Source organism: Paractinoplanes ferrugineus (assembly GCF_016862195.1).
GTDB classification, from domain to species: Bacteria; Actinomycetota; Actinomycetes; order Mycobacteriales; family Micromonosporaceae; genus Actinoplanes; species Actinoplanes ferrugineus.
Genome location: NZ_BOMM01000057.1, coordinates 146755 through 162238, shown reverse-complemented (window position 1 = coordinate 162238; position 15484 = coordinate 146755). Strand labels below are relative to the sequence as shown.

The 15484-nt window shown below is 70.9% G+C and carries 13 protein-coding genes; 6 read left to right on the top strand and 7 right to left on the bottom strand.

The features are described 5' to 3' along the window. Positions 1–44: 44 nt before the first annotated feature. On the bottom strand, positions 45–674 hold the full coding sequence (locus Afe05nite_RS33010; protein ID WP_203821172.1) for a hypothetical protein: 630 nt from the start codon (positions 672–674) through the stop codon (positions 45–47). A gap of 77 nt (positions 675–751) precedes the next feature. Here Afe05nite_RS33010 and Afe05nite_RS33005 point away from each other — a divergent pair, with 77 nt between their 5' ends. From Afe05nite_RS33005 to Afe05nite_RS32995, 3 genes are read left to right on the top strand one after another with little or no spacing between them, the layout of a single operon-like run. Continuing rightward, positions 752–3406, top strand: coding sequence for a valine--tRNA ligase (locus tag Afe05nite_RS33005; RefSeq protein ID WP_203821171.1), 2655 nt, complete (start codon positions 752–754; stop codon positions 3404–3406). Further along, on the top strand, positions 3403–4728 hold the full coding sequence (locus Afe05nite_RS33000; protein WP_203821170.1) for a bifunctional folylpolyglutamate synthase/dihydrofolate synthase: 1326 nt from the start codon (positions 3403–3405) through the stop codon (positions 4726–4728). The genes Afe05nite_RS33005 and Afe05nite_RS33000 overlap by 4 nt, the downstream gene beginning before the upstream one ends. Further along, positions 4725–5078: a DUF4233 domain-containing protein gene (locus Afe05nite_RS32995; protein ID WP_203821169.1), complete on the top strand. Its 354-nt coding sequence runs from the start codon at positions 4725–4727 to the stop codon at positions 5076–5078. Before Afe05nite_RS33000 ends, Afe05nite_RS32995 begins: the two co-directional genes overlap by 4 nt. A 1-nt stretch (position 5079) precedes the next feature. On the opposite strand, the gene Afe05nite_RS44690 is transcribed toward Afe05nite_RS32995, so the two are convergent. Then, on the bottom strand, positions 5080–7635 hold the full coding sequence (locus Afe05nite_RS44690; protein WP_275407529.1) for a VOC family protein: 2556 nt from the start codon (positions 7633–7635) through the stop codon (positions 5080–5082). A 137-nt stretch (positions 7636–7772) separates the two neighbouring features. Here Afe05nite_RS44690 and ndk point away from each other — a divergent pair, with 137 nt between their 5' ends. Then, complete coding sequence (gene ndk, locus Afe05nite_RS32985) at positions 7773–8207, top strand: nucleoside-diphosphate kinase (RefSeq protein WP_203821168.1); 435 nt, start codon at positions 7773–7775, stop codon at positions 8205–8207. 1 nt (position 8208) lies between these two features. Here the strand turns inward: ndk and Afe05nite_RS32980 are convergent, their stop codons facing one another. The 3 genes from Afe05nite_RS32980 to Afe05nite_RS32970 are packed head-to-tail and all read right to left on the bottom strand — an operon-like array spanning position 8209 to position 10735. Further along, entirely contained in the window at positions 8209–8994 is a 786-nt protein-coding gene (locus Afe05nite_RS32980; protein ID WP_239118368.1) for an ABC transporter permease, read from the bottom strand. Further along, positions 8991–9761 (bottom strand): ABC transporter permease, encoded by a 771-nt coding sequence (locus Afe05nite_RS32975; protein WP_239118367.1) that lies wholly within the window; start codon positions 9759–9761, stop codon positions 8991–8993. Before Afe05nite_RS32975 ends, Afe05nite_RS32980 begins: the two co-directional genes overlap by 4 nt. Beyond that, entirely contained in the window at positions 9758–10735 is a 978-nt protein-coding gene (locus Afe05nite_RS32970) for an ABC transporter ATP-binding protein (RefSeq protein ID WP_239118366.1), read from the bottom strand. Before Afe05nite_RS32970 ends, Afe05nite_RS32975 begins: the two co-directional genes overlap by 4 nt. Before the next feature lie 290 nt (positions 10736–11025). Here Afe05nite_RS32970 and Afe05nite_RS32965 point away from each other — a divergent pair, with 290 nt between their 5' ends. Then, positions 11026–11700: a lysophospholipid acyltransferase family protein gene (locus tag Afe05nite_RS32965; RefSeq protein WP_203821167.1), complete on the top strand. Its 675-nt coding sequence runs from the start codon at positions 11026–11028 to the stop codon at positions 11698–11700. On the opposite strand, the gene Afe05nite_RS32960 is transcribed toward Afe05nite_RS32965, so the two are convergent. Then, positions 11697–13148: a cryptochrome/photolyase family protein gene (locus tag Afe05nite_RS32960; protein ID WP_203821166.1), complete on the bottom strand. Its 1452-nt coding sequence runs from the start codon at positions 13146–13148 to the stop codon at positions 11697–11699. The genes Afe05nite_RS32965 and Afe05nite_RS32960 overlap by 4 nt on opposite strands. A gap of 17 nt (positions 13149–13165) precedes the next feature. Continuing rightward, positions 13166–14527 (bottom strand): hypothetical protein, encoded by a 1362-nt coding sequence (locus tag Afe05nite_RS32955; protein WP_203821165.1) that lies wholly within the window; start codon positions 14525–14527, stop codon positions 13166–13168. A gap of 153 nt (positions 14528–14680) precedes the next feature. Between Afe05nite_RS32955 and Afe05nite_RS32950 the strand changes: the two genes are divergently transcribed. Then, entirely contained in the window at positions 14681–15478 is a 798-nt protein-coding gene (locus tag Afe05nite_RS32950) for an alpha/beta fold hydrolase (RefSeq protein ID WP_203821164.1), read from the top strand. Positions 15479–15484: the final 6 nt, after the last annotated feature.

Sequence of the window (15484 nt, the reverse complement as noted above, 5' to 3'; positions counted from 1 at the left end):
TTAACAATTAGCCCGCCCACTCACGTGGGCGGGCTAATTGCTTTTCAGCGGCTTTCCGAGGCTTCGCGGAGTTGTCGGAACATCGGGGCGGCTTCGTCGACCGTACGGTTCGGGAACATCGCCAGAGCGAGACTGCCGTGATCGGCCCAGCCACAGACCGGCAGTTCGCCGGTGTCGGACTTCGTCGTTCCGCACTTCGCTGTGCCACCCAGTTCGCCGGCGTCGACGTCGTGCACACCGGTGACCGCGCCCTGGTTGTCGGCGATCAGATTGAATGCCGTGTCGAGGTCGTCCTCCGGCGTCCACAAGAGCGTGGTGCCGCCGAAGAAGAGAACATTCTTGTCCTGGCCGTTCGGGTCGGAGTAAACGGCGGCGACGGTCTTGTCCAGGTCGATCTCGGCGGCGAGTGCCGTCTGGAGATAGTCGGCGGTGGACCGCGCGTCCTCGGACTTGTTCTGGGTCAGGGTGCCGACCGTCTCGGGCGCGGTCAGCTTCACGTCCTTCTGCGACGAGATCTGCCACGCCGTCCAGCCCAGCACCCCGGCCCCGCCGAGAGCGACGACAAGCAGGGACGAGAGGACCACCGTGCGTACCTTCGACCTCGGTCGAGGGGCCGGCTCGGGTTGTTCCTCGGCGAGCTCGATGGGGCCGATATCGATCGGGGCGTCGGACATTGCGCGAGCGTAGCAATCCGCCACCGGCGGAGGAGGTGCGAATTCGAGTTCGACACCGGGCTCCGTAGACTTGTCGGGTGACCGATACGACCCAGACCCGCACCCCCGACAGCCGGCCCACCGGTGGCCTCGCCGCCCAGTACCAACCGGGCGAGGTAGAGCAGCGGCGGTACGAGACGTGGGTATCGGCCGGCTACTTCACCGCCGACCCGGCAAGTGACAAGCCCGCCTTCTCGATCGTCATCCCGCCGCCCAACGTGACCGGCTCCCTGCACGTCGGCCACGCCCTCGATCACACCATCCAGGACACCCTTTCCCGCCTCAAGCGGATGCAGGGCTACGAGGTGCTGTGGCTGCCCGGCATGGACCACGCCGGCATCGCCACGCAGAACGTCGTGGAGCGGCAGCTGGCCGCTCAGCAGCTGTCCCGGCACGACCTGGGCCGCGAGAAGTTCGTGGCGAAGGTCTGGGAGTGGAAAGCGGAGTCCGGCGGCGCGATCCTCGGCCAGATGCGTCGGCTCGGCGACTCGGTCGACTGGAGCCGCGAGCGGTTCACGATGGACGAGGGCCTGTCCCGGGCCGTGCAGACGATCTTCAAGCGGTTGTACGAGGACGAGCTGATCTACCGGGCCAACCGGATCATCAACTGGTGTCCGCGTTGTCTGACCGCGCTCAGCGACATCGAGGTGGAGCACTCCGACGACGAGGGTGAGCTCGTCTCGATCCGGTACGGCGACGGTGCCGACGCGATCGTGGTGGCCACCACCCGGGCCGAGACGATGCTGGGTGACACCGCGGTGGCCGTCCACCCCGACGACGAGCGCTACAAGCACCTGGTCGGCACCGAGGTGGAGCTGCCGCTGACCGGGCGGCGCATCCCGATCGTGGCCGACGAGCACGTCGACCCGTCGTTCGGCACGGGTGCGGTCAAGGTGACGCCGGCGCACGACCCGAACGACTTCGAGATCGGGCAGCGACACAACCTGCCGAGCATCACGATCATGGACGAGCGCGCGGTGGTGACGGTGCCGGGACCGTTCGAGGGCTTGGACCGTTACGAGGCGCGGCCGGCGATCGTCGCGGCGCTGCGGGAGGACGGCCGGATCGTCGCCGAGAAGCGGCCCTACCTGCACTCGGTGGGGCACTGCTCGCGCTGCAAGACGACGGTCGAGCCGCGGCTGTCGCTGCAGTGGTTCGTCAACACCGGGCCGCTGGCCAAGGCGGCCGGTGACGCGGTGCGTGACGGCCGGGTCAGGATCGAGCCGGCCGAGCTGTCCAAGCGCTATTTCGCCTGGGTCGACAACATGCACGACTGGTGCATCTCGCGTCAGCTGTGGTGGGGGCACCGCATCCCGGTCTGGTACGGACCGGCGGGCGAGGTGGTCTGTGTCGGTCCGGACGAGCAGCCGCCCACGGGTGACGGCTGGCACCAGGACGAAGACGTACTCGACACCTGGTTCTCCTCCGCTCTTTGGCCTTTCTCGACGATGGGCTGGCCCGAGCAGACCGCCGAACTCGCCAAGTTCTACCCGACGAGTGTGCTGGTCACCGGTTACGACATCCTGTTCTTCTGGGTGGCCCGGATGATGATGTTCGGGTTGTACGCGGTGCGGGATTCAAATGGGGCCGGCGTGCAGCCGTTCGACGTGGTCAACCTGCACGGCATGGTGCGTGACGGACACGGCAAGAAGATGTCGAAGTCGTTCGGCAACGTGGTCGACCCGCTCGACTGGATCGACCGCTACGGCGCCGACGCCACTCGCTTCACCCTGACTCGCGGCGCCAACCCGGGCTCGGACGTGCCGATCAGCGAGGAGTGGTGCCAGGGCTCCCGCAACTTCTGCAACAAGCTCTGGAACGCCACTCGGTTCGCACTGATGAACGGCGCCACGATCGAGGGACCGCTGCCCGGGACGAGCGAACTGTCAGCCATCGACAAGTGGATGCTGTCCCGCCTGCAGCACGTGATCGGCGAGGTCGACGAGCAGTTCGCGACCTACGAGTACGCGAAGGTCTGTGACACCCTCTACCACTTCGCGTGGGACGACGTCTGCGACTGGTACCTGGAGCTGAGCAAGCCGGTGCTCGCCTCGGACGACGCCGCGGCCGCCAACAGCCGGCGCGTCCTCGGCCACGTGCTCGACCAGCTGCTGCGCCTGCTGCACCCGGTCATCCCGTTCGTCACCGAGGAGCTTTGGATCGCGCTCACCGGTGGCGAGTCGCTCGTCAAGGCCTCGTGGCCGGTCGCCGACAAGGAGCTGATCGACGACGCCGCCGAGGAAGAGCTGGCCGCCCTGCAGAAAGTCGTGACCGAGGTCCGGCGCTTCCGCTCGGATCAGGGCCTCAAGCCGACCCAGCGGGTCACCGCCGCGCTCACGGGTCTCGGCAACGTCGGCATCGACACGCACGAACCGCTGATCCGCTCGTTGGCCCGGCTCGACCGGCCGGCCGACGGCTTCGCCACCACCGCCACGCTGGCGATCACCGGCGGCATCTCGGTCGACCTCGACACCCGGGGCACGATCGACGTGGCGGCCGAGCGGGCCCGGCTGGCGAAGGACCAGGCAGTCGCGGAGAAGGAGGCGGCCCAGTGCCGCGCGAAGCTCGGCAACGAGTCCTTCGTCGGCAAGGCCCCCGAACAGGTGGTGGCGAAGATCAAGGACCGCCTCGCCACGGCCGAGGCGGATCTCACGCGAATTGCCGCCGCCCTCTCGACGTTGCCTACAGCATGAGCGAGTACGACGAGGTAGTGGCCGGGCTGGAAGAGCGCGGCTTCACCCGGATGGTTTTCGACATGCGCAAGATCCGGGACCTGATGGACGTGCTGGGCAGCCCGCAGCGGGCCTACCCGGCGATCCACCTGACCGGCACCAACGGCAAGACCAGCACGGCCCGGATGATCGACGCGCTGCTGCGGGCGCACGGTCTGCACACCGGCCGCTACACCAGCCCGCACCTGGAGACGGTCCGTGAGCGGATCAGCCTGGACGGCGAGCCGGTAAGCGAGGAACGGCTGGTCGACATCTACGGCGAGGTCGCGCCGCTCGCCGAGCTGATCGACGCGCGCAACACCGAGCCGTTGACCTACTTCGACATGACGACCGCGATGGCCTACGCGGCGTTCGCCGACGCGCCGGTGGACATCGCGGTGGTCGAGGTCGGGCTCGGCGGCGAGGAGGACGCCACCAACGTCATCGACGCCGGCGTCTGCGTGCTGACCCCGATCGGCCTCGACCACACCGAATGGCTCGGCGACACCATCGAGGACATCGCCTGGGCCAAGGCCGGCATCATCCACAAGGGCGCCACCGTGATCAGCGCGCTGCAGACCGAGGAGGCGATGCGGCCGATCGTCGAGCGCTGCGCCGAGATGGGCGCGACCCTGGCCCGGGAGGGCAGCGAGTTCGGCGTGGTCGAGCGCACCCAGGCCATCGGTGGGCAACTGCTCACCCTGCAGGGCCTGGGCGGGATCTACGACGAGATCTTCCTGCCGCTGTTCGGCGCGCATCAGGCGCAGAACGCGGTGGCGGCGCTCGCGGCGGTCGAGGCGTTCCTCGGCGCGGGCAAGGACAAGCAGCTCGACGCCGAGCTGGTGCGGGAGGGTTTCGCCCAGGTCGACTCGCCGGGCCGGCTGGAGCGGGTGCGCAGCGCCCCGACGATCCTGCTCGACGGCGCCCACAACCCGCACGGCATGGCGGCCACGGTGGCCGCGCTCGAGGAGGAGTTCACCTTCCGCCACCTCGTCGCGGTGGTCGCGGTGCTCGCCGACAAGGACGTGTCCGGGCTGCTCGACCTGCTCGAACCGGTGGCGGCGCGGATCGTGGTGACGCAGAACAGCTCGCCGCGTTCGATGCCGGTCGAGGAGCTCGCCCAGATCGCGGCCGGCATCTTCGGTGAGGACCGGGTGACCGTGGCGCACACCATGCCGGACGCGATCGAGGAAGCCGTGGTGCTTGCCGAGGAGGACACGTCCGGCGAGCTCAGCGGGGTCGCGGTGCTCATCACCGGCTCGGTCGTGACGGTCGCCGACGCGCGGAAACTGCTCAAGCGATGACCGAGCAAACCCCGAGGTCAGGACTTCGGAACCCACAGGCGGCGGTACGAGGTCTGGGGGCCGGCACCCTTGTTCTCGAGGCGATCGTGCTGCTCCTGGGCATCCAGCCGATCCGCATCATGGGCGGTCACCTGAGCGGTTGGGGTGTCGGCGCGGTGGTCGCGCTGGCGGTCGTGGCGTTCCTGCTCGCGGGCATGATGAAGCACCCGTGGGCGTGGGCGGCCGGGGCCGTGCTGCAGGTGCTGCTCGTCGCCTGCGGCCTGCTGCACTGGTCCCTGGCCGTCCTCGGCATCATCTTCGGCGCGGCGTGGGCGTACGCCGCTTACGTACGCCGCCGGATCCTGGGCTGACCTACCTGATCGCCCGCCACTGGGTGATCGCGATGTGGTGGCCGTCCGGGTCGCTGAACGTGGCCGACCACAGCTCCAGGCGTTCACCCCGGTTGACCGGCTGCGGCGGGTGCTCGAACGGCACGCCCTTCGCGGTCAGCTCGGCATAGACCGCCTCGACGTCCCCCACCTCCAGGTTGAGGTAGATCAGCCGGGCCGCCGCGGCGGACATGTCGTTCACCGTACGCAACACCAGCCGGGTGTCCCCGGAGGCCAGCACCGCGCTGCCCTCGCCGTTGTCGATCTCGTAGAACCCGAGCGTGTCCCGGTAGAACGAGATCGACCGAGCCAGGTCAGTGACCAGCACGGTGATGCCCACCCCGTAGATCGCCCCGGCCGGACCGGGCCGCGCACTCGGGTAGGCCGTGATGACGTCGTCCGCACGCTCATCGGGCACCGCGGCGAAGGACGGCGGTTCCGCCCACGGCCCACCGCCGCTCGCCGCCCCCGGTGCGGGCGCGGGCGCCGGGTCCGGCCGCGTCTCGGCCGCCGGCGTGGCGGGGGACGAGGGCGGCTCGGCGGGGGACGAGGGCGCGGGACCGGTCGGGTCGGCCTCGACCGAGGAAGGTGTGGTGTCCTCGTGGTGGTCGCGGCCGACCTTCTTGACGGCGGCGAAGACCGAGGCGGCAGCGGCACCGACGACGGCGGCAGCGCCGGCCACGACGCTCGGCTTGGTCTCCGCCGGCCGGGCCGCGGCGGCCGCTGACTCCTCGTCGTGGGCGGGATTCGTGCGGAACTGCGTGGTCGGTCGTTCGCTGGAGTCCACAATGCTGTGCGCGACCGGTGGGGGCGGTTCCGCCGCCACGGCCCGGGTCGAGCTCTCGTCGGTGTCGCGTGCCGGGCGGTCGCCTCCGGTGCCCCGCGGCTCGTCCTCGACGGGTGGGGCGATCAGGCCCTCGTCGACGGCGTGGATCGCGGCCGGATCGGTGGTTTCCGGGGCCGGTTCGGGATCGCCGTCGAGAGGCAGGTCGATCTCGTCGAAGGGCACCGGCTGCGGGCCCGCGGCCTGGTGCTTCGGGTCCGGCGGGGACACCGGGTCGGGGGCGGTCGGGAACGTGCCGGTCGGTGCCGGCGTGGCGGGTGGCGGGGTCACCGGAGTGGGCGCCGTCGGGAACGTGCCGGTCGGCGACGGTGTCGCGGTTGCCGCGGTGGCGGTCGGTTCGGGCCGGCGGTACCGGCGGTTCGGATCGGCGTCGAACTCGGTGTCCGGGTTCAGGAAGGGGTCGTGGAGCGGATCGTGGAGCGGGTTCAGGAACGGGTCCGGGTCCAGGAACGGGTCCGGGTCCAGGAGAGGGCCGTGCTCCCGGAGAGGATCCCGGTTCCGGTCGTGATCCGGCGCGGACGGGTGCCGGGCCTGACGACTGTGGGGGATCCGGTCCGTGCCGGGGTCCGGGGCGGGCTCGGGCTCGGGCTCGTCGAGCGGTAGGTCGACCGGCTCCTCGGCGGAACGCGTGCTGGGGGCCGGCTCCCAGGGTGCCTTGCGCTGGGACGGGGCGGTCAACGGCTCGTCGACGAGCGGCACCGCGGTCACGGTCATCGGTTCGGCGGTGGCTGTCGCGCTGCCGCCGCGGCGGTGCGGGCTCGGCGGGGTGCCGCGCGGGCGGTTCGGGACGGCCGCCGCGGCGGTGGCGGTGGGCGCGCCCGGACCAGCGGTAGGCCCGCCGGTACCCGCGGTGCCCGGATCCGCGGTGGGAGCACCCGGACCCGCGGTGGGGGTGGTCGGACCGGCGGTGGGGGTGCTGGGACCGGCGGTGCGGGTGCTGGGACCGGCGGCGGGGGCGCGGCGGGGTAGGGGCTGGGGGGTGTCGTCGTGGTCGACCAGTTCACCCTCGAGGATCGTGCCCTCGGGGGTGTGCCGCACCACGACGGTCTCGGCGTTGCCGGAGGACAAGCCGGCCGACGGGGCGGCGGACGAAGCGGGCGGGGGCGGGGGTGGGGCCTCGTCGTCCTCGTCCCATTGGCGGTCGCGGGCGGCCCACGGTGGTGGTTCCGGGTCGCCCAGCAGGTCGTTGTCCAGCTCGTCGTCGGGGTCGTCCCCGTAGGCCAGGGGCGGCGGGGGCGGGGGATCCTCGCCGCGCTCATGGGGGGCTGCCTCGTCCCAGTTGATGCGGACCCGGCGCATGTCGTCGACGTCGACGGTGATCGGGAGGGTGTCGCCGATCCTCGGCCATTTCACCACCGGCACCCGCGGCTCGCGCATGGTGACCTCGGAGGTGGGCAGGCCGGGCGCGACCACGACGGCCTGGATCTCGGCGCGCCCGTAGACCGCCGACGAGGTGGGCGGCGGTGAGATCGCCCGGACCTCGGCGGTGCCGGTGACCCAGGCGCGGGCGCCTCGGCGCACCACGTTGACCATGCCCAGGGCGATGGAGAGGGCGAGCACGGCCAGGCCGAAGACCACCACCCCCCAGCTGGACATGCCGAGGCCGAGCGCCACGACGAAGACGGCGATGGTGCCCATGACGGCCGCCACCAGCTTGCGCGCCGGTGCGATAGGACGGCCGGTCTGGTTTGCCAATGTGGACCTCCCGCTTTGTCCCGTCAGGTTATTGCCCGGCCCGGTCCGAGGGAAAGTGCGGTAGTCGCTTGCCTGCACCCGGGTACCGATAGGCTGAACTGCGCGTGTCGCTTACAGCGAGTTCTGGAGGATCTGCCGTGACCAGCCCACTTGAGCGAACCAGCCCACTTGAGCGTTCCCTCGTGCTCGTCAAGCCTGACGCGGTGCGTCGTGGTCTGCTCGGCGAAATCATCTCGCGTTTCGAGCGCAAGGGCCTGGTGATCGAGGCAATGGAGCTGCGGACGATGGACGCGGCGCTCGCCGACGAGCACTACGCCGATCACGTCGAGAAGGCGTTCTACCCGCCGCTCAAGGAGTTCATGACGAGCGGTCCGCTGGCGGCGCTGGTGCTCAGCGGCGACCAGGTGATCGAGGTGGTCCGCGCGATGATCGGTTCCACCGACGGCCGGAAGGCCGCCGCCGGCACGATCCGCGGCGACCTGTCCCTGTCCAACCGGGAAAACCTCGTGCACGCCTCCGACTCGCCGGAGAGCGCCGCTCGCGAGCTGTCCCTCTGGTTCCCCAAGCTCTAGCTCACAGCGTCTCCAGGCTCGCCGTGCGGCGCGACTCGAGTTCGAAGATCTTGAGGAGTGCCGCGGCGAGCACGGCGTAACCCAGCCCGATCAGGGCTTCGCGGGCCAGTTCCGGTGCGGCCGTCGCGAAGTCGGAACCGGCCGCGAACCGCCGGGCCGCCTCGGCCGCGTGGGTGATCGGCAGGTAGTTCCCGATCGCCACCATCCAGCCGGGCAGGCCGGCTTTCGGCACGTTCACGCCGGTGAGCAGCATCAGCAGGGCCACCGCGACGTTCGAGATCACCCACACGTCGCGCAGGCGCAGGCCCAGGGCGCCCAGCGTGAGGCCGAAGAAGCTGCACGCCAGTGATCCGGTCGCCATCGCCAGCATCAGTCCGGGCAGGGCCGACAGCGGAATCCGCAGGCCGAGCATCAGCGCGCTGGCGCTGAGCGTGAACGCGGCGATGAGAAGACCATTTCCGGCGTACGGCAGGGCCCGGCCCAGGAACAGCGCGGTGCGACTGCGCGGGGACAGCAGCACGTGGCCGAGGGTTCCGTAGCGCCGTTCGTTGCCGACCGCGAGGGTGCCGCCGAAGACGCAGGCCAGCGTGGCGGACAGCACCGCGTTGCCGACGATGTAGAAGCGGTCGTCGGCGACCTGGAGCTGACGACCCAGGTAGGCGAAGAAGAGCAGCTGGAACAGCGGCCCGACCAGGAGCGTACCGATGAAGATGCTCGGCCTGGTCCAGTTGAACAGGGCGCGGTAGGCGATCACGCCGCCCACGGTCATCAATCGGATCGTCTTCACGCGAGCGCCAAAGTAGCGGCGGCGCGAGCGCGTCGTTCGACGTACGTCATGGCGAAGCCCCCGAGAATGAGACAGCCGAGGCTGATGGCGAGGCAGATGCCTATCGAAGGCCACACCGGCCCGCCGGTGGTGGCCTCGCGCAGCGCGCGGGCGCCCCAGGTGGTGGGCAGCACCGCGGCGATCGGGCCGGTCCAGGCCGGCAGCACGGTGATCGGTACGAGCATCCCGGAGACCAGCCAGATCGGGTATTCGAGCGCGTTGGTCAGCGCGTTGGCGTTGCGCATCAGCACGAACGTCGACGCCAGCAGCAGGCCGAACATGCCGAGCGCGAGCACGCAGACCACGGCCGCGACCACGAAGGCGGCCGGGTGGGCGAAGTCGAGGCGGATGCCGTAGAGCAGCCGGCCCCAGGTCAGGGTGGCGAGCAGGGAGTAGGCGCCGGTCAGCCCGGTGGCCACGGTGATCGGCAGGATCACGAGCATCGGCCGGCGGGGCGCCAGCATGATCATTTCGAGGGTGCCCTGCCAGCGCTGGTTCTGGATGGCGCCGCCCGAGCCGAAGAGGACCGACGACCAGACGCCCATCAGGCCCGCGCCGACCGCCGCCTCGATCAGGCGGTGCTGCTCGCCGCCCGAGCGGAACAGGTAGACGGCCAGGGTGGCCTGCACGATCGGGACGACCATGGCGATCGCCACCTCGAGCGGGGACCGGCTGATCTGCTTGACGTGCAGCAGGGTGCCCAGCAGCAGCATGCGCAGGGTGCTCATGCGGCGTTCACGATCGCGACGTACGCGTCCTCGAGGGTGGGTTCCCGGCTGGACACCCGGCCGAGCCGGACGCCGGCCAACTCACGCAGGACCTCGCCCTGCACGTCCACGTGCGCGTCGGACTGCACGGTCAGCAGTTGCAGGGCGCCGCGCTCCTCGACCGCGGTCTCGCGTACCCCGGGCAGCTCCCGCAGGGCGGCGACCGCGCTGTCCGGAACGCCGTACGCCTCGACCTCGACCACCCGCCGGCCGTCCGCCCGGTGCCGCAGCTCGGCCGGGGTGCCGAGGGCCTGGATCTGCCCGTCGGCGATCACCGCGATGCGGTCGCACAACTCGTCGGCCTCCACCATGTAGTGCGTGGTGAGCAGCACGGTGGTGCCGCTCGCGGCCAGGTCGGCGACCGTGCGGCGCAGTTCGCGGGCGGCCACCGGGTCGACCCCGATCGACGGCTCGTCGAGGAACAGCACGTCGGGGGCGTGCAGCAGGCCCCGGGCGATGTGCAGGCGCTGACGCATGCCGCGGGAGTAGCCCTCGACCCGTTCGCGTTCCCGGCCGGCCAGCCCGACCAGGTCGAGCAACTCGGCGATGCGCCGTTTCTGCTCGCGCGGGGCCACCCCGTACAGCTCGGCGAAGTAACGCAGGTTGTCCAGGGCGGACAGCCGTTCGTAGAGGCCACGGTCGCCGCCGAAGACGTAACCGATGCGCCGGCGTACCTCTCTGGTCTGTTTGACCACGTCGTGGCCGCCCACCCGGGCCGTGCCGGAGGTCGGGATGAGCAGGGTGTTCAGCATCTTGATGGTGGTGGTCTTGCCGGCGCCGTTCGGTCCGAGCAGGCCGAACAGTTCGCCCCGCCGCACCGTGAACGACACCCCGCGCACCGCGTCCACCTCGGTCTTCTTCGGCCGCAGCCAGCCGGTGCGGCCGCGGTAGGTGCGGCGCAACTGATCAGCCTCGATGGCGTATTCGTTCCCCATGCGCCGGAACGCTAGGGCCAGGAGGACGAGTCAGGAAACGAATTCGGGGCGGGCCGAATCTCCGCCGAGGAGGCCGACCAGTGCGACACCTGGGGGAGTCCAGGGAACGGCGGCGCCCGGCGAGGGTTTGCGGAGGGTGTGAAACAGTTAACCCGGTCCGGGCTTTTGCCGTGTTCGTGATGATTGTTCGGGCCGCGCGGCAACTTCGGCAGGGACTTCCCGGGTGACGTCCGATAACCTCTCCCTGCCACCCCCACTTTGTGCACGACCTGTACCGAAGGATCCCCAAGTTGCCGCTGCTCTACTCCGTCGGCAAAGTCACCGTCGGCAACGCGCTGATGCTCGGCTGGCGGCCGCATGTCGAGGGCCTCGAGTTCGTGCCGCGCACCGGCGGCGCGATCTTCGCCGGCAACCACCTCTCGGTCGCCGACGAACTGTTCCTCGGCGCGGTCGTGCCGCGCCACCTGGCCTTCTGGGCCAAGTCGGATTACTTCGACGGCACCGGCCTGTCCGGCTGGTTCACCCGCAACCTGCTCAACGGTCTCGGCGCCATCCGCGTGCAGCGGGCCGGCGGCCGGGACGCGCTGGCCGCGTTCGACGGCGCCATCCCGGTCCTCAAGTCCGGTGACTGCGTGGTCGTCTACCCCGAGGGCACCCGGTCACCCGACGGCAAGCTCTACCGCGGCCGCACCGGCGTCGCCCGCCTGGCGGTTGCCGCCGGTGTTCCGATCATCCCGGTCGGCACCCTCGGCACCGAGAAGGTGCAGCCCATCGGTCAGCCCTACCCGATGCCGTTCCGCGGCAAGATCACGGTGCGGTTCGGCAAGCCGATCGAGACCGCCAACCGGGCCGACGACCGCACGGCGCTGCGCGCGCTCACCGACGAGGTGATGGGGGAGATCCAGAAGCTGACCGGCCAGGAATACGTGCCGCGGTACGCCCCCGCCAAGCCGACCGAGTCCTAAGGGATCCGGCGGGTCGCCTCCTGTTCGACGACCGCCTCGAGGTCGTCGAGGCGGCTCAGGCCCCGCAACGGCTGACGCATCCGGTAATTGCCGGTCAGTGCGGTCTCGTTGCGGGCCAGGAACGCCCAGTAACCGGCGGTGAACGGGCACGCGTTGGCGCCGCTGCGCACCTTCGGGTCGTAGACGCAGTCCCCGCAGTAGTCGCTCATCCGGTTGAGGTAGGCGCCGCCGGCCGCGTACGGCTTGGTGCTCATCCGGCCGCCGTCGGCGAACTGGCTCATCCCGATCACGTTCGCCGTCATCACCCACTCGTACCCGTCGACGAAGTTGCGGTGGAACCAGTCCGCCACCGCGCCCGGCTGCCAGCCGCGCTGCATCGCGTAGTTGCCGAGCACCATCAGCCGCGGGATGTGGTGCACCCAGCCCCGGTCGCGAACCCCGCCCAGCACGTCGGCGAGGCAGCGGGCCCGCACCTTGTCCGCGTCGAGCCGGTCGAACCAGGCCGGTAGCCGCTTGCGGGCGCCGAGCCCGTTCTCGGCCCGGTAGTCCGGGCCCAGGAACCAGTACAGATGCCAGACGAAGTCACGCCAGCCGATGATCTGCCGGACGAAGCCCTCGACGCTCGCCAGCGGGGCGGCACCGGACCGGTAGGCCCGCTCCGCGCTCTCGACGATCTCCAGCGGGTCGAGCAGGCCCAGGTTGAGCGGGGCGCTGAGCATGCTGTGCGCCATGAACGGGTCGCCCGCGAGCATCGCGTCCTCGTGCGGCCCGAAGACCGGCAGCCGATGCTCGACGAAGTGGCGCAACCGGGCCAGCGCCTCCCGGCGGGTCACCGGGAACAACCGTGGCCCGTCCCGCCCGGTGAACCCGATGCCGTCCTCCCGCTCCCAGCGGTCCAGGTCCGCGCGTACCTCCTCGTCGATCTCGTCCTCGACGATCGCGGGCGGCGCCGGCACGTCCAGGCGGGTCGCGCCGCGCGGGGGCGGCTCCCGGTTCTCGGCATCCAGGTTCCAGCTCCCACCGGCCGGTTCACGGCCGTCCATCAGCACGTCGTGCCGGGTGCGCGCGTCCCGGTAGAAGTCCTCCAGGCGCAGCGAGCGGCGTTCCGCCGCCCACGCCACGAAATCCTCCGGCGACGTGACGAAACCACGCGGCGGCAGCATGTGTACGCCCGGAAGCCGGCGCACCAGGTCACGCGCGGCCCGTGAGGTCGGGTGGCACACCGTGACCGGCTCGGTGATCGCCTCCGCGTAGCTCTCCGAGCGCACCAGGCGCACGCCGTCGTTGCGGGCCCGGTGCCGCAGCGCGGACAGGATCAGATGCGCCTTCTGCCGGTGGAAGGCCCGCCGCCGGAACACCGCTTTCGACTCGACGAGCAGCACCGGCTGACCCGGCTCGTCGAGGAAGTGCGGTCCGAGTTGGTCGGCGAACAGCCAGCGGCGGGTCATGCCGCCATGGTGCCCGCTCAGCCGGGACTCAGCACGGCGTTCCGCAGCCGACTCACCAGCTCGGCGCTGTCACCGACGGAGCGGCGGGTCAGCAGCACGGTGGCCAGGCTGCCGTGGTCGGCCCACGCGCACACCACCACCGAGTTGCCGTCCACCTTGCCGACGCCGCAGCTCTCGTGCGCGCCGGACTCGCCCAGGTCGAACGACTGCACCTGCTTGAGCTTGAGCTGGTCGGTCAGGTTGTCGAGCTGCACCCGCACGTCGGACTTCGGGGTGAACCGCCAGCCGGTCACGCCGAACAGGGTGATCCGCTTGCCCCGGCTGTCGCCGTAGACCCCGGCGAACGGGGTGCCGTCGCTCGCCTTGGCCGAGCGCAACTGCTCGGCCAGCCGGTCGGCGGCCGCCCGGCTGTCGTTGTCGTCGCGCAGCTGCAGGTCGGAGAAGGAGGCCGGCAGGGCGGCACTGACCGGGTATTGCCGCGCCGCCGGAAACTGCAGATAGGCGAACGGCCCGCCGCAGCAGCAGAGCACCCCGAGCACGGTGAGCACGGCGAGGCGGCGGCCCCACCGGCGTTTGCGCCGCGGCGGCGGCATCGGTCGCTGCGGCGGACGCGCGGCCCACGGCGGCGCGGGCGGAAGCGCGGGCGTGCCCGGCCGGTCTCGCGCCGGCTGCCGGTCTCGCGCCGGCAGCCGATCCCGCACTGGTAGCCGGTTGACCGCCGGCGGCCGACCGTTCCGCGCGGCGGCGGCCCGAGCGGCGGCCTGGGCGGCGGCGGCCTGGGCGGCGGCGGCCTGGGCGGCGGCGGCCTGCGTGGCGGCCGCCTGCGTGGCGACGGCTCGGGCGGCGGCGGCCTGGGCGGCGCGGCCGGCTTGCTCCCGGGCCTTGCGCTCCCGGCGACTGAGCTTGTCCGGCGCGGTCGGGCGCTGTGCCGGGGGCGCGGTGGGCGGGGGTGTGCCGGGTGGGCGCGGGGCGCCCGGTGCCGCGGCGGCGGCCGGCGGCGGCTCGATACGGGTGGCGGGCAGGGGCACGAAGGGGTCCGGCTTGGTGCGGTCGATTCCGGGAATTTCCGGTACGTCCCGGAGAGTGTCCACGGCCCGGGGCAGGTCCTCGAGCGGGACGGCGTCCACGGCCGGGAACGGGTCCCACGGGGTGTCGTGACCGGCCCACGGGTCGACGGCCGGGATCGCGGCGCGTTCGTCCTCGGGCTCCGGTTGCCGGCGGGTCCAGCGGGGCTTCTTGGGGGTCGGCGGCGGCACGGCGGCCGAGCCGCTCCAGCGGGCCGGCGCGTCCACAGTCGACGGCTCCTCGCCGCCCTCGATCCGGGTGGGTTCGGAAAGTTCTGCGGCCGGCTGAATTTCTTCCGGCTGCTGGTCGCCCATCCGTCGCTCTCCTTCGTTCCCGCCCCGGCTCTCCAGGCCAGGTTAGATGCGGTGCGCCACCGATCAGGAACGGTGCGTTCCGGATTCCGAACGTGCAGGCCGGACAACCTGGGCGATGTGCCGGACGCGCTGGAGCCGTATGGTTACCGAGACATGAGAACGACAGAGAGAAACGCCGTCACTTTGGCCGGGAATGTCCTCGGTCAGCCGATGGTGTTCGCTCATGGGTATGGCTGCGACCAGAACATGTGGCGGCTCGTGGCTCCCGCCTTCGCGGACACGCATCGGCTCGTCCTCTTCGACCACGTGGGCAGTGGTAAATCCGACCTGTCGGCCTATCACGACGAGCGTTACGCCACGCTCGGCGGTTATGCCGCCGACCTCCTCGAGATCGTGCACGAGCACGACCTGCGGGACGTGGTGTTCGTCGGGCACTCGGTGAGCGCGATGATCGGGGTGCTGGCCGCGATCGAGGAGCCGGAGCGCTTCGCCCGGCTGGTCCTGATCGGACCGTCCCCGCGCTACCTCAACGAGCCCGCCGACAACTACGTCGGCGGCTTCGACCGGTCCGACCTCGACTCCCTGCTCGACGCCCTGGACAGCAACTATCTCGGCTGGTCCAGCCAGATGGCCCCGGTCATCATGGGCAACCCCGACCGGCCCGAGCTCGGTGCGGAGCTGACGAACAGCTTCTGCCGGACCGATCCGGAGATCGCCAGGAAGTTCGCGCGAGTCACGTTCCTGGCCGACAACCGCGACGATCTGCTCGAATTGCGTACCCCGGCATTGATTCTGCAGTGCACGGATGATGTGATCGCACCGACCGTCGTGGGTGACTACGTGCACAAGCACACCGCGGGTAGCACCCTCGTGCATCTGAACGCGACCGGTCATTGCCCCAACCTCAGTGCGCCCGACGAGACCGTCGAGGCGATAAAGGCCTGGCTGTAGAGCGTA

Coding starts and splice junctions, on each gene's coding strand:
- Afe05nite_RS33010 (WP_203821172.1), bottom strand. CDS start 674: ATGTCCGACGCCCCGATCGATATCGGCCCCATCGAGCTCGCCGAGGAA.
- Afe05nite_RS33000 (WP_203821170.1), top strand. CDS start 3,403: ATGAGCGAGTACGACGAGGTAGTGGCCGGGCTGGAAGAGCGCGGCTTC.
- Afe05nite_RS32995 (WP_203821169.1), top strand. CDS start 4,725: ATGACCGAGCAAACCCCGAGGTCAGGACTTCGGAACCCACAGGCGGCG.
- Afe05nite_RS32975 (WP_239118367.1), bottom strand. CDS start 9,761: ATGAGCACCCTGCGCATGCTGCTGCTGGGCACCCTGCTGCACGTCAAG.
- Afe05nite_RS32970 (WP_239118366.1), bottom strand. CDS start 10,735: ATGGGGAACGAATACGCCATCGAGGCTGATCAGTTGCGCCGCACCTAC.
- Afe05nite_RS32960 (WP_203821166.1), bottom strand. CDS start 13,148: ATGACCCGCCGCTGGCTGTTCGCCGACCAACTCGGACCGCACTTCCTC.
- Afe05nite_RS32955 (WP_203821165.1), bottom strand. CDS start 14,527: ATGGGCGACCAGCAGCCGGAAGAAATTCAGCCGGCCGCAGAACTTTCC.
- Afe05nite_RS32950 (WP_203821164.1), top strand. CDS start 14,681: ATGAGAACGACAGAGAGAAACGCCGTCACTTTGGCCGGGAATGTCCTC.